The sequence below is a fragment of the Pseudomonas syringae group sp. 26L6 genome, from assembly GCF_032587815.1.
In the GTDB taxonomy this organism is placed as follows: Bacteria; Pseudomonadota; Gammaproteobacteria; order Pseudomonadales; family Pseudomonadaceae; genus Aquipseudomonas; species Aquipseudomonas amygdali.
In genome coordinates, this window is sequence record NZ_JAWHPJ010000018.1 from 705,905 (window position 1) to 726,280 (window position 20,376).

Here is a 20,376-nt window from a genome sequence, read left to right on the forward strand (position 1 = left end):
ACTTAAGCTATTGATTTTAAACGTTTATTAAAAATTTCCAGTCAAAAGGTGTTCATTTTAATGACATGTCTATACTGACATGTTGAATATATGAACATGGATACATCAATGTCCTCACAGTCTGCGACCTTCAGCGTGCAAGACCTCGGATACCTCACCGCATTGGGGACTGTGGCACTCAACAGCGGTCCCATACCCGAACTGGAGCAGGCCTGGCGGGCGCGCCTGAGTGGCGTTGACGAGCGCCCGGCGACGGTCAGGAAGGTTATTTGGGATTCCTGGGGACGCAGCATCGCAGGCGGCGTGAACCCTGAAGACAGCGACTACCGGTTTGTCGACCCTCAACACCTTGCGGCTACTCTGGCGGCCAATCGGGTTTTGATTGCCGCAGCAGCTCAAGTGATGCGCGGCTTGCTTGCCTATAACCCGAGAGGCCATATCAACCTCACCGATGCTGAGGGCACCACACTGTATTTTTGCGGGCTGGATCTGACGCCGGTGGGTACGCGTTTGCTGGAGTCGGTGCAGGGCACCAACTGCACCGGGCTGGCCCTGGCTGAAGATTCCCTGGTGTATGTACTGGCAGAGGAAAACTTCGGTACAGGCCTTCGTCAGCGGCGAATGCATTGCGCTGCGGCGCCCATCCGCAATGCCCAAGGCAAGACCCTGGCGATGCTGACCCTGACCGCAGAACCTGGCTGGTTCCATTTTCATACGCTCGGCACTGTCCAGGCAGCGGCCGAGGCCGTCTCGCGGCAAATGGCCTTGCAGGCGCTGCTGGAAGAACAGCAAACCGTGCTCGAAGTGCTCAACGAAGGTTTGGTGGTACTGGACGAACGAGGCTGTATAAAAGCGCTCAATCGCTATGCCCGGCAGCTTTTTCGGGTCGGCCTGGATTTGCTGGGCAGCCCGTTCCAGCGTCTGGGACGCAGTGATTTGAACGGACAGATTCTGGCGCGTATCGGTGAAGGGCTGCGGGACCTGGACTGCACCTTTGAACTGCATGATTTCAGCCAGTTGTCCTGTCTGGTTTCGGTATGCCCACTGGAGCAGGGCGGGCGCGTGGTGTCGCTGCGAGAAAATCGGCGCATTCGGGAGATCACCCGGCGAATTATCGGCACTCAGGCCCGTTACACGTTCGAGACCATTCAGGGCCGTTCACGGGCGATTGCAGATGCCGTGCATTTCGGGCGGATCGCCAGTCGCAGCGATTCCACCACCTTGATTCTTGGCGAAAGCGGCACCGGCAAGGAGTTGTTCGCCCAGGCGATCCATAATGCGAGTGACCGCAATAGCGGGCCTTTTGTAGCGGTCAACTGTGGCGCGATTCCCCGGGACCTGGTGCAAAGCGAGCTGTTCGGCCATGTCGAGGGCGCATTCACGGGTTCGGCTAAAGGCGGGTCGGCGGGCAAGTTCGAACTGGCCGATGGCGGCACGATCTTTCTTGATGAGATCGGCGACATGTCCTTCGACGCGCAGGTCAGCCTGTTACGGGTGTTGCAAGAGGGCGAAGTAACCCGGGTCGGGGCGAAAAGCTCGCGACCAGTGGATGTACGCATCATTGCCGCCACTCACCGTAACTTGAGTCAGGCAGTGGCCGAAGGCGCCTTTCGTGAAGATCTGTATTACCGACTCAACGTGCTCAACCTGACCGTACCGCCGCTGCGTATGCGTCGGGAAGACATAGCCTTGCTGGCGCAACATTTTCTTGATCGTTGTGCCCGTTCATTGCGCAAGTCAGTGCTGGGGCTTTCTGCGCAAGCCCTGGAATTGCTGGTGGCTTATAGCTGGCCGGGCAACGTGCGAGAGCTGGAAAACAGCATTGAGCGCGCGACCAATCTGGCCACCGGTGAGCTCGTCCAGCCCGCCGATCTGCCCCTTGAAATCAGGCAGCGCAGCGGCCCCGCGGTGCCGGGCCGGCTGCCAGTGCCTTTGGCGGCCCATGACCTTGGCACCCACGAAATGCACGCGATTATTGCGGCGCTCGAAAGCACCCGAGGCAACATTCGCCTCGCGGCTCGACAGCTGAACGTTTCCCGCGGCGGGCTGTACAACAAAATGAGTCGATTCGGCTTGAACGCCGCCGATTTTCGAGGGCTCTGACGCCGGTCAGGCGTCGGTATTCTCCGAGGTCACGATCTGTAGCGGTACATACACCCGGTGCCTGAGCGGATCGAAGCTGTTGACGGTCTGCAACTCGATCAGCAGATTTACCAGTGCTTCGGCAATTTGAAGAGGCTGGGAGTCGATCACCACGTCAACCAGCCCGTTCGCGAGTGCGAGGCGCGACAGTTCGGTGGACTCCTGCAAAATGCAGCACAGCGCTGGACGTCTGGGCAGTTGCGCGAGGGCACTGATGATGCCGTCGCCACCACCGCCCACCACGCACAGCCCGCGCAGATCGTCATGATTGCCCAGCAATTCCAGGCTCGCCTCTTCGGTGATATCACAGTTGTCGAGGTTGATCAGCGGCACCAGAGGACGTAACCCCGGCGCATGCTCTGCCAAGTAACTGTGTAGCCCTTCAACCCGCGCCTGATGACCGAGAAAGCGATGGCCGCCGAGCAGAATGCCGATGCTGCCTTTGCGAGCACCGCAGGTACGTGCCAGCAGCCAGCCCATGGTGCGTCCGACCTGATAATTGTCCTGACCGACGTAAGGCTCATCGGCCTTCTCATGAATGTCTGAAAGCAGCGCTATCACCGGGACGCCAGCCTGGCGAATCTGTTCAAGAGCAGCGTTGATCAGCGGGTGGGCGAAGCTGACCACCGCCAGGCCGTCACATTGCACTGCCAGTTGTTCGAGTTGGGCAACGATGGCGGCCGGGCTGCGATCAGTCACGTATTCGAACTGGCAGGTCAGATTGGCCCCGATACGACGTTGCGCGGCCTGGCCAATGGCCTGAGCGAGGTTGGCATAGAACGCCTGGGCGGTGTTCAGCAACAGAATGCCGAAACGGTAAGTGGGACGTTGCTCGACAATGCGCTGCGCAATCAGCCGTGCAGCGAAATAACCCACTGCTTCCGCGGCCTTCAGCACCTGCTCGGCGGTAGCGGGGTTTACCGGAGCGCGGGCGTTGAGCACGCGATCGACAGTCGCGACACTCAAGCCTGCCTGCGCGGCGACAGTCGCGATGGTGGGGCGCTTATTGTTATTCATGACATGCCCTTGAAGCGGCTTGATAGAAAACTATCAAGCACCGCAGATGCTCGATGATAGCTTGATAGTGAATGTATTCAAGGCCTTGAGAGGGGGGTGGGTGCTCTCTATATTTTCTTACGCAAAGTTCCTGAAACTTCACACTTGCGGAGAATAATAACAATGCCTCAAGACACTGCAGCCTGTCAGCGCGACTATAGCCTGACCGGCCCCGAAGCTGCCCGTGCAGCGGAAAAAGGCCTGGTATCTGCCGAGTGGTACCAGTCGCCCATATCCCGTCAACGCATGAAACAATTGATGCAGCGCCGCGACGGCCCGGCCTTGCTCGACACTGCCATTTGGTTGCTGGCGCTGCTGGTCAGCGGTTTTGGCGGCTACTGGTTCTGGGGTTCCTGGGCATGTGTGCCGTTCTTCCTGGCTTATGGCGTTCTTTACGCCACAGCCTCCAACCCGCGCTGGCACGAGACTGGCCACGGCACCGCGTTCAAGACCCGGTGGATGAATGACGGGTTGTACCAGGTGGCCAGTTTCATGTGCATGTTCGAGCCACATGTATGGCGCTGGAGCCATGCGCGGCATCATACCGACACTATCGTGGTAGGTCGCGACCCGGAAATTGTCGAGCCACGGCCGCCGAGCCTTGTGATGATGTTCCTGAGCCTGTTTCAGATTCCCTTGCTGATCAAAACAATGGGCGGCGTGTGCCGACATGCTTTTGCGCACATGAGCGATCAAGAGAAGGATTTCATCCCGTTGTCCGAATGGCCCAGAGTGTTTCTGGCCGCGCGTATCTGGCTCGCCATTTATGCCGGAGTGGTTGCTGCGGCACTGTATCTGCAAAGCTGGTTACCCCTCATGTACGTCGGTTTGCCCATGCTTTATGGCGGCTGGCTGTCTTACCTGTTCGGCCTTACTCAACATGTGGGGCTGGCTGAAGACGTGCTCGATCATCGCAGCAACTGCCGCACTATCTACATGAACCGCGTGCTGCGCTTTCTGTACATGAACATGAACTACCACCTTGAGCACCATATGTACCCGATGGTGCCGTATCACGCGTTGGCGCAACTTCATGAAGAGATCCGCCACGACTGTCCGCCGCCTTATGCCAGCCTCGGCGAAGCCTTCAAGGAAATTATTCCAACCCTCCTGAGGCAGCGCCGCGACCCGACCTATTTCATCAAGCGCCAGGTGTCACATGCTTCAGCGCCTGCCACCGCCGCACGTCCCCAGCCTGAAGCGACCTCCGGCTGACACTTTCCGGTTGTTCCCGAACGAGAGAGAAAAACCATGAACAATCAATGGATTGATGTATGCGCCGTGGGCGAAATTGATGAAGAAGACGTCATTCGCTTCGATCACGGCCCGCATACCTATGCCGTATACCGTTCCGCCGACAACGAATTTTTCGCCACGGCGGGCCTGTGCACCCACGAAAAGATTCACCTCGCCGACGGGCTGGTAATAGATCACGTCATCGAATGCCCTAAACATAACGGCCGCTTCGACTATCGCAATGGCAAAGCCCTGGGAGCACCCGTGTGCGTCAATCTCAAGACCTTTGCCGTACGGGTCGAAGCCGGGCGGGTTTTGCTTGCGGTCAGTGACTGAAAATCAGGAGTGCATGCCATGAATGCTCCATTGATTATCGTTGGCGCGGGTCATGCAGGTGGCCGTGCAGCGCTGACCTTGCGCGATCAGGGTTACGCCGGCCGACTGATACTGATCGGCGCCGAGCCGCACGTGCCGTATGAGCGTCCACCTTTGTCCAAGGGCGTGCTGCGAGGCTCCGTGGACCTGGCCGGTTGCAGTCTGTGTGCGGACACGCGCCTCACTGAGCTGGGTATCGAGCATCTGACCGACAATCCGGTAAAGAGCCTCGACCCGCAGGGTCATCGCCTGCAGTTGGCTGACGGCGATGAGTTGCCTTACAGCCGATTGCTGTTGGCGACCGGGGGCAGGGCGCGTTGCCTGGCACAGATCCCCAGGCACCTGAGCAATGTTTTCTACCTGCGCACCCACGATGAAGCATTGGCGTTGCGGGGTGCCTTGATCCACGGTTCACGCCTGGTGATCATCGGTGCCGGGTTCATTGGCCTTGAAGTTGCGGCGACGGCGCGGGCTCTAGGCTGCCAGGTGACGTTGCTCGAAGCAGGCCCCCGTCTGGCCGGGCGCGTCTTGCCTGAAGAATTATCCCGGGCATTGCTGGATTTGCATCGGCAGCGCGGCGTCGATGTACAACTCAATGTCGTGCTTGAAGGCGTGCAAGGCAATGAGCGCGCCGAGTCAGTGCTGCTGGTCGACGGCCGGAGTGTGCCTTGTGACGCAGTGGTTGTCGGCGTTGGCATGCAGCCGAACATCGAGCTTGCAGTAGCGGCTGGCCTTGCCGTGGGGCAAGGGATTCGTGTCGACGATCGACTGCGCACCAGCGCCCCGGACATCTTCGCCGCCGGTGATGTGTGTGAGTATCGCCTGCACCCCGAGGGGGTGTACCAGCGGCAGGAGACCTGGCGCAACGCCGAAGCGCAGGGGCGCCACAGCGCATTGAATATGCTGGGGTACGATCTTCCGTTCCAGGACGTGCCCGGCTTCTGGTCCGATCAGTACGACTGGAGCGTGCAGACAGTCGGTGTAACCACGCAGCCCCTGCCTTCAGCCAGCCGCGCATTGGCCTGCGGTGGGCGGTTGCTGTTCTACCTGGATGCGCAACAACGACTGCAGGGTGCCTGTGGCCTGGCGCTGGGCAACAGCGTTGCCAAAGATATCAAGCTGTGTGAGCGCCTGATCGTTGCCCGAACGCCGCTGAGCGTCACCATGCTCAACGACCCCGAGTGTTCGCTCAAACAACTGCTGAGGCTCTGACATGGACACATTTCTGGTATTTCAGTCGCTATGGGCCATGCAGGACCATCGTGGCCAGTGTGACCTTCCCATCGAGGCGCAACTGGACAGAATTGCCGCTGCCGGCTTTGACGGGATCACCGACCATTACTGGCATGCCCCCGATGTCATGCGGCTGCATGCCGCCGCAGAGGCCCGTGGCTTACAGATTGAAGGTCAGCTATTCCCACAGACAGTGGCCGATCTGGACAGGGCGCTTGAAGTTGCTTGCCGCTACGGTTGTCATCACCTGACTCTGCAGGCCGATGCACGTCCGCGGACGCTGGCCCAGGCGATTACGTTGATCGAGGGTTGGCAGCGTCTGGCCGAGCAGGTGGACTTTCCGGTTCTGCTGGAAACTCACCGTTACCGCCTTACCAGTGATCTGTTATTTACCCTCGACGTGCTGGCGCAGATGCCGGACCTCAAACTGTTGGCTGATTTGTCCCACTACGTGGTAGGTCGGGAGTTGCCCGAGTCGGCGACGGCCGAGGACGACGAGCACATTCACAGCATCTTGCGCCATAGTTGGGGCTTTCACGGCCGTATAGCCAATAGTGAACAAGTGCAGGTGCCGTTGAGCTTTGCACAACACCGCCCCTGGCTTGAGCGGTTTTCAGCCTGGTGGCGTTACGGTATTGAAGATTGGCTGGCTCGACCGAATAAACCAGCCAGCCTGTCTTTCACGTGCGAGCTGGGCCCACCCCCGTATGCAATCACAGGGAGTGACGGGCGCGAAATTTCAGATCGCTGGAGCGAGGCACTGTTACTCAAGGATCTGATTCGCGGAATCTGGAATGATTGCCGTTCAAGGGGCTGACGGGTTCAGCCCGCTTGATGCGAATAGTAAACTCTTCAAAAGCATACCGATGTGTACATTTTAGGTTGACGACCCATCGCCAACGGTTTAAAACTATACACGTCGGTACAGTTTTGGTGGTCTCGTAGTTCATTGCAGACTGACACATATCCAGAACAGTCCGGCAGCGCCTCGCAGAGCAGTCTGATGATGATCGATTAAATGCCGTGCAACGCGGTACGTCGCGATCATGGATGGCCCTGCATCAGGCAAGAGAGTGCTCCGAGATACAGTGCCCTTGGAAAACGTGCTTCTGGATAAACAGTCCCGGGATATTACCAGTGCCCTTCAAAGGTACTGCCCGTGACGGTGCGTGCCTGATAGTAGTCGGGCTCGGGGATTGACGGTGAGTGCTTGAATTTCAATAACCTGATCACGCTGGAGAGTTCTGCATGCACTACGTTAAAAACATGAAGTTGGCCGGGCTGTTGTTATTGGTTTTTCTGGTCACGGGGTGTGCCAGTCACGAGCCGTCGCCTTATTCAGGAATCGAGTCATCACTTGAAATGCGGCCCAACAAACAGGACAGCTCGGGTCGTATTCCCTTCAAGTACTCGACGTCAGTCAACTGGAACCAATACGATAAAGTAATGCTTGAACCTGTGGTGATCTACTCGGGAGCGGATGCGCAATTTTCAGACCTGGAGCGCAACGAAAAGACCGTCCTGGCCAACGACATGACAGTCAGGTTCTCTGAAGCCCTGGGCAAGCATTTCCGGTTCACCGACACACCTTCACGCGGGACAATGCGCATTCGCCTCACCCTGACCGGGGCCGAGACCACTGTTACCGGGCTGTCTACATTCTCCCGATTCGATATCGGCATGGGGTCATATAACCTCGTTCAGGCCTCCAGAGACCGTGAAGGTACGTTTACCGGGTCCGTCAGCTACGCCGTCGAGATCTACGATGCGTCCACTTCGCAGCTTCTGGAGTCCTATGTCACTCGGCAATATCCAAAGGTTTATGACATAAGCTCGACCTTCGGGCGTTTGTCGGCGGCGCAGGCGGGTATTTCCAGAGGCGCGGATGAGCTGATTGAGTTGTTGCTCTCAAAGTAAAGCAGCCTTGGGAAGCCCGGCCTGATAATCGGGTCTTCCTGTCAGTCAGACACCTGAGAACTGAAAATGCTATTTGTGAATAATAAAATAAATATAAATCAAAAATAATAATATTAGCTTATGACCAAATAGAATTATATTTTCGAAATTGATTCCGTTATGTTTGGTTTCAACAGCCTACCCCTTACCTCGGATGGTACCAATCGTTATCAGGATTCTGCGCATCAGGCCGCCGTCGAGTGCGCCATGACCGAGGGATAAACCATTCCCCTCAAGCAGAATCGTTGGAAGGGAGTTCAACGTATGTTGCCTGTTCAATCCTGCCACTGGCTTTATTCCTCTCGCCCTGCTGTTGACAGGCGCTGCGCGACACTTCTGCCGCCAACCGGCTTCTCACCCCACCGCTAGCTCATCGCGCAGGTTTTACCTGCACAGCCTGAAACGTGCGTACCGCGCTGTCCCGACGACAGCAGGAGCGCCCGACTTTGCGATTTGCATGCATGGCTTCAATGACGGCCATGTCTGGAGTGGATATGAAGCAAGCCTTACACCGTGCCCGAGCGTTGTCTGTTGCGCCGGGTTTCTGCCCGCTGGCGTTGGCGATAGGGAGCGTGTTGCTGTCAGGGGCGATTCAGGCCGAGGAAAAAACCTCCGAGGATGAGCGTCGCACCTTGTCCACCGTAGTAGTCACCGGTAATCGCGGTGCCGAGCAGCGCACCGTGACCAGCAGCCCGGTGCCGATCGATGTGGTCAGTGCCAAACAATTACAGAGTACTGGCAAGCCCGGCCTGATGGAGGCATTGAGCGCGGTCATCCCATCTCTGACACTGCCGGAAAAAACCGGTTGGGACGCCAGCGGCATTGCCCGTGCGCCCAACTTGCGTGGTTTGAGTGCCGCCGAGGTGCTGGTGTTGGTCAATGGCAAACGCCGCCATACCAGCGCGACTCTTAATATCAACGGCATCAACACCGGCGCTGCGCCGGCAGACCTCGATCTGATCCCGATCAGCGCCATTGATCATGTAGAAGTGCTGCGTGACGGTGCCGCGGCTCAATATGGCTCCGATGCCATTGCCGGGGTGATTAACGTCATCCTCAAGGCCGACACCAGCGGCACCTCGGTGACCAACGCCGGGCTCGGTTATGACGGCAAGAAGCAGACCGTGCAGCAAAGCCTCAATAAAGGCTTCGAGATTGGCGACGGCGGTATCGTGCAACTGGCGCTGGATGCCCGCAGCCAGAATGACGACAACAAGGCCAGCGCCAATGGCTACAGCTACGAACAAGCCTACGACCTGGCGGGCAAGTCCACGTATGGCGGTTACGGCACGCCGAAAACCAATCTGCTGACCCTGGGTTACAACGCCGAGCTGCCGATCGATGACAGTTTCAGTCTGTATTCCTTCACCACCTATTCGCATCGCAAGGCCGAGCAGGGGCAGAATTTTCGCCTACCGACCATTACCAATACGATCACCACCGGGCCCAATGGTTATCCGGCGGGATACACACCGACCTGGTACATCGACGAAGACGATTTTCAGGCTGCGTTTGGTGGCAAAGGCACGCTTGGTGAATGGGACTGGGATCTGTCCAGCACGTACGGGCGCAACGAGGCGGAGCAGGGCACCACGCATAACCAGAACCCGTCGCTGGGTGAGGCCACGCCCAACAGCTTCACATCAGGAACGTGGATTTCCACCGAGCTGACCACCAACCTGGATTTCAAGCGCGGCTTTGACATCGGCCTGCAAAAGCCCCTCGACGTGTCCTACGGCCTTGAACATCGACGCGACACGTATGAGGTGCAGGCGGGCGACTATGAATCCTATGCCAACGGCGGTTACTGCATTGCACCGGGCAACTGTGCATCGTCAGGTGCGCAGGTCACCAACGGCATTTCGCCGGATGAAGAAAGCAGCGCCTCGCGCAACAGTGTCGCCAGTTATGTCGACGTAGGCTTCAACCCTGTGCCTGACTGGTATGTCGGCAGCGCACTGCGCTATGAACATTACAACCAAGGTGTGGGCGCGACCCGCAGCGGCAAGCTGACCACACGCTACGACTTCACCCCGCAGTTCGCCGTTCGCGCCACCGTCAGCAATGGCTTTCGTGCGCCATCCCTGGCCAACAGTCTGTTCAGTGCACGTTCGACCACTTACGGCGTGGTGGACGGCGTGTATCAGTCGATCAATTACGGCGTATTGCCGACCGGCTCGGGTGCCGCCAGAGCGTTGGGTGCCGAGGACCTCAAGCCGGAGCGCTCCACCAATTTCAGCCTCGGTTTCACCCTGACGCCTACCGATCAGTTGACCCTGACCGCCGATGCCTACGTGATCAATCTGCGTGACCGCATCACTCTGACCGGCACCCTGCTGGGTGATGAGGTCACTCAGGTGCTGCTCAACAACGGCATCGATTCGACGTCGGGCGGCCAGTATTTCATCAACGGTGCCGACACCCGCACCAAGGGGCTGGATCTGGTCAGCAACTACCGTCAGGACCTTGGGCAGTACGGGTCAGTGAAGTGGACAGCGGCGTTCAACTGGAACCAGACAAAGATCCTTAGCTACAAGGAATCCACCTCTATCCTCGGTACGTCCTATGAGCTGATGGACCGCGAGGCCCGCAATCTGATTACTGGCGTGCAGCCGCGTACCAAACTGATTCTGGGCGGCGACTGGAGCATCGAGCGCTTCAACCTGAACCTGGCGCTGACCCGGTACGGTTCCTACAAAGAGGTCAATTCCTCAGCCAATCGCGATCTGGATCGGGTGTACAGCGCCAAGTGGATCACCGATCTGGACCTCGGCTACAACCTCAGCAAAAACCTCAACGTTGCCATCGGCGCAAAGAACCTGTTCGACATCTATCCAAAGAAACAGGGGGTTCCCAGCAGCACCATGGTCAGCAGTTACGGCACCTATTCGCCCTACGGTTTTACCGGCGGTTACTACTACACCCGGCTGACTTACGCCTTTTAAGGCCAGCACCTGAAAACCCCCATTGAGTGCGAGGAACAAGCATGCCCACTGTCGCCAAACCCTATGACTTCATCGACGAGACCAGCCGTTACCCGCTGCGCCAGAGCCGGGTAGCACAACCACCGATCAAGGCGTTGCAAGTAGTACCCGCCCGGCATCCCGGTCGCTGGGTGGGGTCGATATTCGCTGCACTGGTGCTGGTCGCCATCGTGCATTCGCTGGCGACCAATCCGCGCTGGGAGTGGGGCGTGTTCGGGCAATGGTTCTTCTCGCCGTCAGTGCTGCGCGGCCTGGCCCAGACGTTGCTACTGACACTGCTCAGCACCGTGTTCAGCATCATTCTCGGCACGGCGCTGGCGCTGGCACGCCTGTCGGGCTCACCGCTGCTGGCGGCGCTGGCCTGGGGCTACATCTGGTTTTTTCGCTCGATGCCGGCGCTGCTGGTGTTGATAATTCTCTACAACTTCGCCTACCTGTACGACCACATCGTACTGGGTGTGCCGTTTACCGATCTGGTCTTCGCCGAATGGTCAACGGTCGACGTGCTCAGTCAATTCACCGTGGCGGTCCTGGGCTTGAGCCTGATGCAGGCGGCGTATACCGCAGAAATCATTCGTGGCGGGCTGATCGGTGTCGATGCTGGCCAGCATGAAGCCGCCGCAGCCCTGGGCTTGCCGGCTTCGCGTCGGGTTTTCCGCATCATTCTGCCCCAGGCACTGCGCTCGATCCTGCCTTCGGGCTTCAACGAAATCATCGGCCTGGTCAAAGGCACTTCCATTGTTTACGTGCTGGCCTTGCCAGAGCTGTTTTACACCGTGCAGGTCATCTACAACCGTACCCAGGCGGTGATTCCGCTGCTGATTGTTGCCACCGTCTGGTACCTGATCATCACCACGCTGTTGACCAGCGCGCAGTACTACGTCGAGCGACACTTTGCTCGTGGCACGGCGCGTGTTTTGCCGCCCACGCCCTTGCAGCGAGTGCGCGGCTGGTTGAAGGAGAAGCATCATGAGTGAAGCCTCTGCACCCGTGCGCGCAGGGCGCATTCAGATCCAGGGCGTGGGCAAACGCTTTGGCAGCCAGCAGGTGCTCAAGGACATTGACCTGAGCATTGAACCGGGCAAGGTCACGGTGATTCTCGGGCCGTCCGGCTCGGGCAAGTCCACGCTGTTGCGCACCATCAACCACCTGGAAAAGATCGACAGCGGTTACATCACCATCGACGGCGACTACGTTGGTTATCGGCGCAAGGGTGATCTGCTCTATGAGCTCAAGGAGCGTGAAATCCTCAAGCGGCGCATCGAGGTCGGCTTCGTGTTTCAGAATTTCAACCTGTTCCCGCACCTCACCGCCTGGGAAAACATTGCTGAAGCACCGTTGGCCCATAAACGCTGGAGCAAGGCCGAGGCGCAGGCAAGAGCAGGTGAACTGCTGGCCAGGGTTGGCCTGGCAGACAAGGTGGACGCTTACCCACGCCAGCTTTCCGGGGGCCAGCAACAGCGCGTCGCCATTGCCCGTGCGTTGGCGCTGGACCCCAAGGTGCTGCTGTTTGATGAACCTACCTCAGCCCTCGACCCCGAGCTGGTCGGCGAGGTGCTGGATGTCATCAAAGGGCTCACGCAACTGGGTGTCACGCTGGTGGTAGTGACCCACGAGATCGGTTTTGCCCGGGAAGTGGCGGATCACGTGGTGTTTCTGTGCGATGGCCAGTTGATTGAGCAAGGGCCGCCGGAACAGGTTTTCCACCATCCCCGACACCCTCGCACCGCTGCCTTTCTCGGCAAGGTGCTGTGAATTTCCCGCTTTCAAGGAGTGATTGCTGATGCTAGTGAATACCGCCCGCGTAGCCCTGCTGACGATAGCCGTCAGCGTGGCGCAAAGTGCTTTTGCTTCCACCGCGCAACCGGTCGACCTCAGTCCTGACCGACAACGCATTCATGTACCGCGTAACGAAGCGGCCATTGCGCAGATCCCGGCGGGCTTCAAGTTTGCCCAGCCAGGCAAGTTCACCGTGGCCGTCTCCGGTGTGGCGGGGCCGCCCCTGGCGCTGCTGGCCAATGATGACAAGACCACCATCGGCAGCGAGGCCGACACCGCGCAACTGGTGGCGGACAGCCTGGGCCTGCAATTGAACGTGGTGCAGACCAGTTGGGAGGACTGGCCACTGGGCGTCAGTTCGGGCAAATACGACGCAGTCATCAGTAACGTCACCGTGACCGAAGCGCGCAAGAAACGCTTCGATTTCGCCACCTACCGCCAGGATGTCCTGGGCTTCTATGTCAAGACCAACAGCAAAATCAGCGAGATAAAACAGGCGTCGGACATCGCGGGGCTGAAGATCATCGTCGGCTCCGGCACCAATCAGGAAAAGGTTCTGTTGGCGTGGAACGAGGCTAACGAAAAGGCTGGTATCAAGCCTGCGCTGTTGCAGTATTTCGATGATCAGGCGGCTGCGCAGCTTGCCATTCAGTCGGGGCGCAGTGATGCGCTGTTCGGGCCCAATTCGGTGTATGCCTACTCGGCCGCCATCACCGGAGGCATCAAGCGGGTCGGCACGGTTAACGGCGGCTGGCCATTGCAGGCTGATATCGCAGTGACCACGCGCAAGGACAACGGTCTGGTCAAACCGATTCATACCGCCCTTGAAGGCGCGATTGCCGGCGGGCAGTACGAGCAAGTGTTGCAGCGCTGGGGCCTGGATGTGGAGCGCGTCGACAAGTCGCTGATCAACCCGCCCGGCTTACCGGATTGAGGACTTCAAGGGAGCAAATGATATGGGACTGACACGACGTGAAGCACTTTCCAGCATTGCTGCGGTAGGTGGCGAAAAAGCCGTCAAGGACGCGCTTGCGGTACTGGGGCTGGGGCCTTCATCACACCGGCGGCCAAAACCTCTGAAACTCGGAAACGGGCTGGGGCAGGGCACTCGCGTACTGGTGCTGGGTGCCGGAATCGCCGGGCTGGTGACTGCGCTGGAATTGACGCGGGCAGGGTTTACTGTGCAAGTGCTGGAGGCCCGTGATCGAGTGGGCGGCCGCAACTGGACGTTGCGCAGCGGCGATCAGGTGGACTACAAGGACGGTCGCACGCAGACCGTGGGCTTTGATCCCGGGCTGTATTTCAATGCCGGGCCAGCGCGGATTCCCAGCCAGCACCGCACGCTGCTCGACTATTGCAGCGAGCTGGGGGTGCCGCTTGAAGTGCTGGTCAACAGCAGCCATGGCGCTCAGGTCCGCCCGGACCTGCAACAGCCCGCGTTCACTGTCGGCCAGGCTATCAACGACGCCCGCGGCCACCTCTCGGGTCTACTGGCCACGGCGGTGCAGCGCGATGCTCTGGACGATGTGTTGAGCGGCGAAGAGCGTCAGCGCCTGTTGGCGTTTTTGCAGGTGTATGGCGACCTCTCGCAGGAACTGGCTTATGAGGGCAGCCTGCGTTCTGGACATCAGGAGTCGCTCTCGCATCCGGGGGCATTGCCGACCAGTGCTCAGCCGGTAGGGCTGGAGCGCCTGCTGCATCCCGAGCTGTGGGGCGCGCTGCTGCACACTGAGTTTCCCGAGTTCTCGGCGACCATGTTTCAGCCGGTCGGCGGTATGGACCGCATCACCGACGCCTTTTACCAGCGCCTCACTGAACAGGTGCAACTGGGCGCGCAGGTGCGCCAGATTCGTCAACTGGAAGACGGTGTGGCGGTCACCTATCACGACAGACACAGCGGCCGCGAACAGGTAGTACGCGCCGATTATCTGGTGTCGACCCTGCCGTTGCCGTTGCTGGCCAGGCTGGATACCGACTTCAGTAATCCGGTAAAGGCCGCTTTGCTGAGCACCCGCAACGATCAGGCGACCAAGGTGGCGTGGCAATCCCCGCGCTTCTGGGAAACCGATTACCGCACCTATGGCGGGTTGTCCTGGATCGACCATCCGGCGCGCCTGCTGTGGTACCCGAGCAATGACTTGAACACCCGCGATGGCCTGCTCGTCGCCGGTTACGTGACCGGGGAGGGTGCCGACGTGTTCGGCGCGAAACCGTTCGAGGCGCAATACGCAGCCTCCAGAGAGGCGGTCGAACTGCTGCATCCCGGTTACTCGCATCACTTGCGTAACCCGTTGGCCGTGTCCTGGGAGCAGATTCCTTACAGCGAAGGCCCGTGGCTGCAACGCGAACATTTCCCGGCCGACGCCAGCGCCTTGCTGGATGAACCTCATGGCCGGGTTTACTTCGCTGGCGACGGGCTGGTGCAGAGCGGCGTGGGTATCTGGCAGGAATCAGCCGCCAATTCGGCGCGCCATGTGGTCGGGCAACTGGCCGAGCGGGTCATCCAGCAACGACAGACGGCGGCCCTCACGGCGTCCTGAGCCTTTATTGCAGCATCAACATCCATTGAGGAGTGACACCATGAGCGACAGCATTCAACGTACCAGCGTCGGCGATTTTCCAATCTCGCAAACCGTGACCGTGCCTGCCTCGGCCAGCCTGGTGTTCATCAGCGGCACTTTGCCCGACCTTGCCGACCCACACGCTCCGGCGGGTACGCCTGCCGCCTATGGCAACACTGAAGTGCAGAGCGTTTCGGTGTTCAACAAACTGCGCAATATCCTCCGGCAACAGGACCTTGATCTGGGCGATATCGTGCAGTTGCGGGTGTTTCTGGTGGGGGCCGAGGAAACCGGCGGCAAGCTTGACTTTGCAGGCCTGCAGGCCGGTTACACGCAGTTTTTCGGCACCCCCGAGCAACCCTTGAAACCCGCGCGCACCGCTTTGCAGGTAGTGGCGCTGCCGTTGCCCGGTGCGCTGATCGAAGTGGAAGCGGTAGCGGCCAGGCAGGCTTGAGCACCTTTCCTTCCCGGTAGCCTTTAAAGCGAGGGCTTCGATGGATCAGCCTTTATCGGGCACAACGTTTTCCCAGTGCATCAGTAGATCTTCGCGCAGCATGCCCAATGCCTGTCGTTGGGTCTTCAGGTCTGGTGAGAAAAATGCCGCATCAAATATGATGCCCATTCGCTCCTGGCTCTGCTCTGCTTGCAATTGCGCCTTTTTCGCCTGCTCGGGTTGCATGTCCGAGAAACTGAACACCGGGAGCATATTGCGTGACCAGCTCTCGGGCAAAGGCTGGCCGCTGGCGAGCAAGGCACCGGCATAACACTCAGCCAATTGCTGCGAGCCGCGCATCATTCCGGCTCTGTACAACTCCTGCTCGGTGCGGCTTGACGCAAGCCGGGGATAGATCTGGGCAGCGGCTTTGGCGACTTCACTGATGGCGTCATCGTCGCCGCCGAAGAACGCTTTCAGCAGCGTATCTTCGCCGACAGCACCTTCAATACGTTTCGCCGCAGCGGGCCATGAGTCTCCTGTGGCCAGTTTGAAACCGTGATAGGGGTCTTTGGCCAGAGGGATAGGCAAGAGGCGTTTCGGCGTGGGTAGTTTTTCCGTCAGATGAGTGGTCAGGCCTTCGTTCAAGGCTTTCCAGTGCCGATGATCAATGTGACGACCCCTGAACTCCGGGTGGGTGTAACAGTGTATGAACTCGTGCCCTGCGACCTCGGCCGGGTGACTTTCAAGCGCAATGTTGGGGTTCAGCTTCACCTGACGGGTTTTAACGTTCCACTGACCTGCGACGCCAGGGGGAATGTCGTGAGTGACGTCTGCCTTTGCTTTGAAACAGTTACTGTCTTTGGGAATGTAGGCGCCGTAACGCTCCAGAACCGTTCTGTTTCCCTGATCCAGATCGTTCTGAGAAGAGCGATGCTTTAAACTCATGGCCGCCCATATACTGCCTCCAGGATCTTTTGCAAAATCATCCGGATGCCTTGTCAATCGACATCCTGTCGAGAGCGCAAGGGTTCCTACCATCAGTTTCACAAAAAGCCTGACTGGATCAATCCCCGGCTCTCGCCGAGCGCGTGCGGCTCCATTGTTGTCTGCAGCCGCGCTGCCTGAGTTTTCCTGAGCCGCCTGCGGTTCTCCACCTGACGATGTGCCGGACGCTCGTAGGCGTAGCGACGATGGCGCGTCCATCGGTGGCAGTGATCGCTGACCTTGCGCTGCATCCAGTCGCATTGGCGTGGGGCTTGTGGGGCCCTCGACGGCATGGGAAGCAGCGGCTTGTGCGGTAGGGGAAATCTCGTTCAACGTCGGCTTGTTCAACATGGGCTCTGTCCTCAGCGGTAACGCAGGCGCTGCGCGGTGTTACGCAACTCCTGCGTTGTTTCGGCAAAGTTAGCCAGCAGATTTTCGAATCGGGTCTTGTCCAGTGCGAGAAAGTCATGCTCGTAGGAATACACCAACGTGTTCTCGCCCGGGTTGATGGTCAACGCGCCGCGTCGTAGCCGCAGGCCCGGAAAAGCATGGGCAAGCAGCTTGCGCAAGAGGATGTCGTCCTGAGGGTCGGCACGCAGATCGATGGTCTCTGCCAACATCGTGAGGCTATCGCCGTTTACATGCAGCGTGAGGTTCATTCCTTCCTGCCACTGTACGGCCTGTGTCGCAGAATTTCCGTTGGCCGCCTGACCACGCCTATCAAGCAGCTTTTGTAGAGTGGAGGATGAGTTCATTGCCAGTATCCGTAGAAAACCATATCGACGGTGAGCGGCCGGAACGCACGCTGTGGTTCCCGGTATCTCGATTAACCTGTGGGACCTGTCGAGACCGGAAACTCCAGAATAAAGTGTTCAGCACAACCTCTGACTTCTGCGAATCACCGCCGTCCGGCCCGTGTGCTCACGTCCACCCACACCGCCAGCACGAGGATGCCGCCCTTGACGATCATCTGCCAGTAACTGTCGACGTCGAGCATGGACATGCCGTTATCGAGACTGGTGATGACCAGCGCGCCAAGCAGGGCACCGTAGACAGTGCCCGAGCCACCGCGCATGGAGGTGCCGCCGATAAAGCAGGCGGCAATGGCGTCCAGTTCGCCCATGTTGCCGGCCGAGGGCGAGCCTGCAGCAAGGCGTGCGGTATTGACCAGCCCGGCGAAGGCACACATGACGCCCATGATGCCGAAGATCCACAGTTTTACGGCCTGTACGTTGATGCCGGATAACCGCGTGGCTTCCATGTTGCTGCCCACCGCATAGACGCGCCGTCCGAAAACCGTCTGGCTGGTGACATAACTGAACACACCGAGCAGGACCAGCAACAGCAATACCGGAACGGGGATTCCGTCGTAGCTGTTGAGCACATAGACAAACCCGCCCAACACAGCGCCGATCAATACTACGCGTAACACATCACGGATCATCGAATGTGCCGCCAGCCCGTGCAGGGCTCTGTTGCGCCGTTGTTTCCAGGTCAGGAACAGCGTCAGGGCCAGCAATAGTACGCCAAGCGCTGTACCGACAGAGTGCGGCAAATATCCCTGGCCGACGTAGACCAGCGAAGGCGATACCGGGGCGATGGTCGTGCCGCCGGTAATCCCCAGAAGAATGCCGCGAAAGGCCAGCATACCGCCCAGCCCGACAATGAAGGAGGGAATGCGCAGGTAGGCCGTCATGTAGCCGTTGGCCAGGCCAATCATCAGCCCACATAGCGCAACCACGCTCAGGTTTGCCAGCAGCGGCACGTGGTAAACCACATCCAGAATCGCCGCCAGCCCCCCGAGCAGGCCCAGCAATGACCCCACCGACAGGTCGATCTCGCCACTGATGATCACCAATACCATGCCGCAAGCCAGAATGCCGGTGATGGACATCTGCCGCAGCAGGTTGGAAAGGTTGCGCGGGGTCAGAAACCCTCCATCGGTCTGCCAACTGAAGAACAGCCAGATCACTGCGATGGCAATCACCAGCGCAAGCATTTTGTAGCGGGTGAAGAACTGTTTGACCTGGTTCATCTATGCGGTCTTCCGGGCATTATTGTCAGGGGCATCGGGGTGGCTGAGCGCAGCGGCGAGCACCTGCTCCTGAGTGAGTTCATGGTTGATGAAGTCGCCGCGCAACTGGCCTTCGCCAATCACCAGCACACGGTCGGAGACTCCCAGTACTTCGGCCAGCTCCGAAGAGACCATGATGATTGACACACCTTCGGCCGCCAGCGCGCCCATCAGCTTGTAAATCTCGTACTTGGCACCCACATCGACGCCGCGGGTCGGTTCGTCGAGAATCAGAACGCGCGGGCGGGTCAGCAGCATCTTCGCCAGCACGGCTTTCTGCTGGTTGCCACCGGACAGGCTGGTGATCGGCAGGAACGGGCTGGACGTCTTGAGGTGCATGCGCGAGATTTCCCGGTCGATGCTGCCCAGCTCGGCTTCGGCATCGATGCGGGTCATTTTCGAGTAGGTATCGAGAACCGCGAGGGTGATGTTCTGACCAACGCCCAGGTCCGGAATAATGCCCTGACGCTTACGGTCTTCCGGGACCATGCACAGGCCGGCGCGGATTGATTTGAGCGGCGTGCGCGTGTCGACAGGTTGGCCGTCCAGCCACACTTCACCGGTATATCGGCCCGGGTAGGCACCGAACAGAGCGGACACCAGTTCGGTGCGACCCGCGCCTACCAGCCCGGCAATGCCGAGAATTTCCCCGCGCTTGAGAGCAAACGAAATGTCGTCGACCCGTTTGCGTCCGGGGTTATCGACGTCGTAACAGGTAATGTTTCGCGCCTCGAAAATCACCTCGCCGATCTCATGGGGTTCGGTGGGGTAAAGGTTGCTCATTTCGCGACCGACCATCTGGGTGATGATCTTCGGGATGTCCATGCCCGACATGGCGGTGGTGGCGATGTGCTTACCATCGCGGATCACCGAAATGGTGTCGCACACGGCCGCCACTTCATCGAGTTTGTGCGAAATGTACACGCACGCCACGCCCTTGGCTTTCAGATCACGAATGATGTCCAGCAGCACCTCGATTTCCGAGCGGGTCAGGGCAGAGGACGGCTCGTCGAGGATCAACAGACGAGCTTTCTTGTTCAGTGCCTTGGCGATTTCCACCAGTTGCTGGTAACCGCCGCCGTACTGGGAAACCGGCAGTGCCACGTTCATGTCTGGCACTTTGAGCTCACGCATCAACACTTCGGCGCGATGGATCATGGCCGGGTAGTTCATGCGCCCACCCGGGAGCGTCAGTTCATGACCCATGAAGATGTTTTCGGCCACCGACAGGTCAGGCACCAGCGTGAGTTCCTGATGAATGATGACGATACCGGCTGCTTCCGTTTCGCTGATTGACTGCGCCTTGAGGGGGTTACCATCCCAGAGGATCTCGCCGTCCCAGGTGCCGTAGGGGTAAACCGCTGACAGCACCTTCATCAGCGTGGACTTGCCCGCGCCGTTTTCGCCGCACAGGCCGACGCATTCACCGGGCCGGACCTTTATGTCAATGCCGTTCAGGGCTTTGACGCCGTCAAAGGTTTTGACGATGCCGTTCATTTGCAACAGATAGTCGGACATGGCACAGGCTCACACGGGGATCCAAGGGCGTGCCTGAGCCTG

Annotated in this window: 16 protein-coding genes and 1 pseudogene; 12 read left to right on the forward strand and 5 right to left on the reverse strand. The window is 59.0% G+C overall.

All coding sequences use genetic code 11. The annotated features are described in order from the left end of the window. The first annotated feature begins 108 nt into the window (after positions 1-108). Positions 109-2,103, forward strand: a complete 1,995-nt coding sequence (locus tag RYA97_RS10745; protein ID WP_005777006.1) for a sigma-54 interaction domain-containing protein — start codon at positions 109-111, stop codon at positions 2,101-2,103. A gap of 6 nt (positions 2,104-2,109) precedes the next feature. Here RYA97_RS10745 and RYA97_RS10750 read toward each other — a convergent pair. Beyond that, positions 2,110-3,200, reverse strand: a pseudogene (locus tag RYA97_RS10750) (LacI family DNA-binding transcriptional regulator). Positions 3,201-3,321: 121 nt separating this feature from the next. Between RYA97_RS10750 and RYA97_RS10755 the strand changes: the two are divergent. The 11 genes from RYA97_RS10755 (at position 3,322) to RYA97_RS10805 (ending at position 15,776) form a co-directional block, all read left to right on the forward strand. Beyond that, positions 3,322-4,413, forward strand: a complete 1,092-nt coding sequence (locus RYA97_RS10755) for a fatty acid desaturase family protein (protein ID WP_117140749.1) — start codon at positions 3,322-3,324, stop codon at positions 4,411-4,413. Positions 4,414-4,449: 36 nt separating this feature from the next. Further along, positions 4,450-4,770 (forward strand): MocE family 2Fe-2S type ferredoxin, encoded by a 321-nt coding sequence (locus RYA97_RS10760; protein ID WP_003376651.1) that lies wholly within the window; start codon positions 4,450-4,452, stop codon positions 4,768-4,770. A gap of 18 nt (positions 4,771-4,788) precedes the next feature. Continuing rightward, entirely contained in the window at positions 4,789-6,021 is a 1,233-nt protein-coding gene (locus RYA97_RS10765; protein WP_117140751.1) for an NAD(P)/FAD-dependent oxidoreductase, read from the forward strand. A gap of 1 nt (position 6,022) precedes the next feature. Then, positions 6,023-6,859 (forward strand): sugar phosphate isomerase/epimerase family protein, encoded by an 837-nt coding sequence (locus tag RYA97_RS10770; protein WP_117140753.1) that lies wholly within the window; start codon positions 6,023-6,025, stop codon positions 6,857-6,859. 431 nt (positions 6,860-7,290) lie between these two features. Continuing rightward, complete coding sequence (locus RYA97_RS10775; RefSeq protein ID WP_005746429.1) at positions 7,291-7,959, forward strand: DUF3313 domain-containing protein; 669 nt, start codon at positions 7,291-7,293, stop codon at positions 7,957-7,959. A gap of 533 nt (positions 7,960-8,492) precedes the next feature. Then, entirely contained in the window at positions 8,493-10,943 is a 2,451-nt protein-coding gene (locus RYA97_RS10780; protein ID WP_316892252.1) for a TonB-dependent receptor, read from the forward strand. A 41-nt stretch (positions 10,944-10,984) separates the two neighbouring features. Next, entirely contained in the window at positions 10,985-11,959 is a 975-nt protein-coding gene (locus RYA97_RS10785) for an amino acid ABC transporter permease (RefSeq protein WP_002553360.1), read from the forward strand. Then, the gene (locus RYA97_RS10790; RefSeq protein WP_004665212.1) at positions 11,952-12,737 is read left to right on the forward strand and encodes an amino acid ABC transporter ATP-binding protein; all 786 of its coding nucleotides are present in this window, start codon (positions 11,952-11,954) and stop codon (positions 12,735-12,737) included. Before RYA97_RS10785 ends, RYA97_RS10790 begins: the two co-directional genes overlap by 8 nt. Positions 12,738-12,765: 28 nt before the next feature. After that, positions 12,766-13,695 carry an ABC transporter substrate-binding protein gene (locus RYA97_RS10795; protein ID WP_005733125.1) on the forward strand — a complete coding sequence of 310 codons (930 nt, stop codon included), beginning with the start codon at positions 12,766-12,768 and terminating at the stop codon, positions 13,693-13,695. Between the two features lie 22 nt (positions 13,696-13,717). Continuing rightward, positions 13,718-15,301: a flavin monoamine oxidase family protein gene (locus RYA97_RS10800; RefSeq protein ID WP_005746432.1), complete on the forward strand. Its 1,584-nt coding sequence runs from the start codon at positions 13,718-13,720 to the stop codon at positions 15,299-15,301. A gap of 40 nt (positions 15,302-15,341) precedes the next feature. Continuing rightward, positions 15,342-15,776, forward strand: coding sequence for a RidA family protein (locus RYA97_RS10805; RefSeq protein WP_005733123.1), 435 nt, complete (start codon positions 15,342-15,344; stop codon positions 15,774-15,776). Between the two features lie 45 nt (positions 15,777-15,821). Here RYA97_RS10805 and RYA97_RS10810 read toward each other — a convergent pair whose 3' ends face one another. The 4 genes from RYA97_RS10810 to xylG form a co-directional block, all read right to left on the reverse strand. Then, positions 15,822-16,961, reverse strand: a complete 1,140-nt coding sequence (locus RYA97_RS10810) for a type III effector (protein ID WP_234696685.1) — start codon at positions 16,959-16,961, stop codon at positions 15,822-15,824. 143 nt (positions 16,962-17,104) lie between these two features. After that, positions 17,105-17,497 carry a CesT family type III secretion system chaperone gene (locus tag RYA97_RS10815; RefSeq protein WP_225231678.1) on the reverse strand — a complete coding sequence of 131 codons (393 nt, stop codon included), beginning with the start codon at positions 17,495-17,497 and terminating at the stop codon, positions 17,105-17,107. A 143-nt stretch (positions 17,498-17,640) separates the two neighbouring features. Continuing rightward, positions 17,641-18,777 (reverse strand): sugar ABC transporter permease, encoded by a 1,137-nt coding sequence (locus tag RYA97_RS10820; protein ID WP_004667661.1) that lies wholly within the window; start codon positions 18,775-18,777, stop codon positions 17,641-17,643. Beyond that, on the reverse strand, positions 18,778-20,334 hold the full coding sequence (gene xylG, locus RYA97_RS10825; RefSeq protein ID WP_005777020.1) for a D-xylose ABC transporter ATP-binding protein: 1,557 nt from the start codon (positions 20,332-20,334) through the stop codon (positions 18,778-18,780). Positions 20,335-20,376 lie beyond the last annotated feature (42 nt).

Coding starts and splice junctions, on each gene's coding strand:
- RYA97_RS10810 (WP_234696685.1), bottom strand. CDS start 16,961: ATGGACGCGCCATCGTCGCTACGCCTACGAGCGTCCGGCACATCGTCA.
- RYA97_RS10815 (WP_225231678.1), bottom strand. CDS start 17,497: ATGAACTCATCCTCCACTCTACAAAAGCTGCTTGATAGGCGTGGTCAG.
- RYA97_RS10785 (WP_002553360.1), top strand. CDS start 10,985: ATGCCCACTGTCGCCAAACCCTATGACTTCATCGACGAGACCAGCCGT.
- RYA97_RS10760 (WP_003376651.1), top strand. CDS start 4,450: ATGAACAATCAATGGATTGATGTATGCGCCGTGGGCGAAATTGATGAA.
- RYA97_RS10775 (WP_005746429.1), top strand. CDS start 7,291: ATGCACTACGTTAAAAACATGAAGTTGGCCGGGCTGTTGTTATTGGTT.
- RYA97_RS10765 (WP_117140751.1), top strand. CDS start 4,789: ATGAATGCTCCATTGATTATCGTTGGCGCGGGTCATGCAGGTGGCCGT.
- RYA97_RS10820 (WP_004667661.1), bottom strand. CDS start 18,777: ATGAACCAGGTCAAACAGTTCTTCACCCGCTACAAAATGCTTGCGCTG.
- RYA97_RS10800 (WP_005746432.1), top strand. CDS start 13,718: ATGGGACTGACACGACGTGAAGCACTTTCCAGCATTGCTGCGGTAGGT.
- RYA97_RS10790 (WP_004665212.1), top strand. CDS start 11,952: ATGAGTGAAGCCTCTGCACCCGTGCGCGCAGGGCGCATTCAGATCCAG.
- RYA97_RS10755 (WP_117140749.1), top strand. CDS start 3,322: ATGCCTCAAGACACTGCAGCCTGTCAGCGCGACTATAGCCTGACCGGC.
- xylG (WP_005777020.1), bottom strand. CDS start 20,334: ATGTCCGACTATCTGTTGCAAATGAACGGCATCGTCAAAACCTTTGAC.
- RYA97_RS10745 (WP_005777006.1), top strand. CDS start 109: ATGTCCTCACAGTCTGCGACCTTCAGCGTGCAAGACCTCGGATACCTC.
- RYA97_RS10780 (WP_316892252.1), top strand. CDS start 8,493: ATGAAGCAAGCCTTACACCGTGCCCGAGCGTTGTCTGTTGCGCCGGGT.
- RYA97_RS10795 (WP_005733125.1), top strand. CDS start 12,766: ATGCTAGTGAATACCGCCCGCGTAGCCCTGCTGACGATAGCCGTCAGC.
- RYA97_RS10770 (WP_117140753.1), top strand. CDS start 6,023: ATGGACACATTTCTGGTATTTCAGTCGCTATGGGCCATGCAGGACCAT.
- RYA97_RS10805 (WP_005733123.1), top strand. CDS start 15,342: ATGAGCGACAGCATTCAACGTACCAGCGTCGGCGATTTTCCAATCTCG.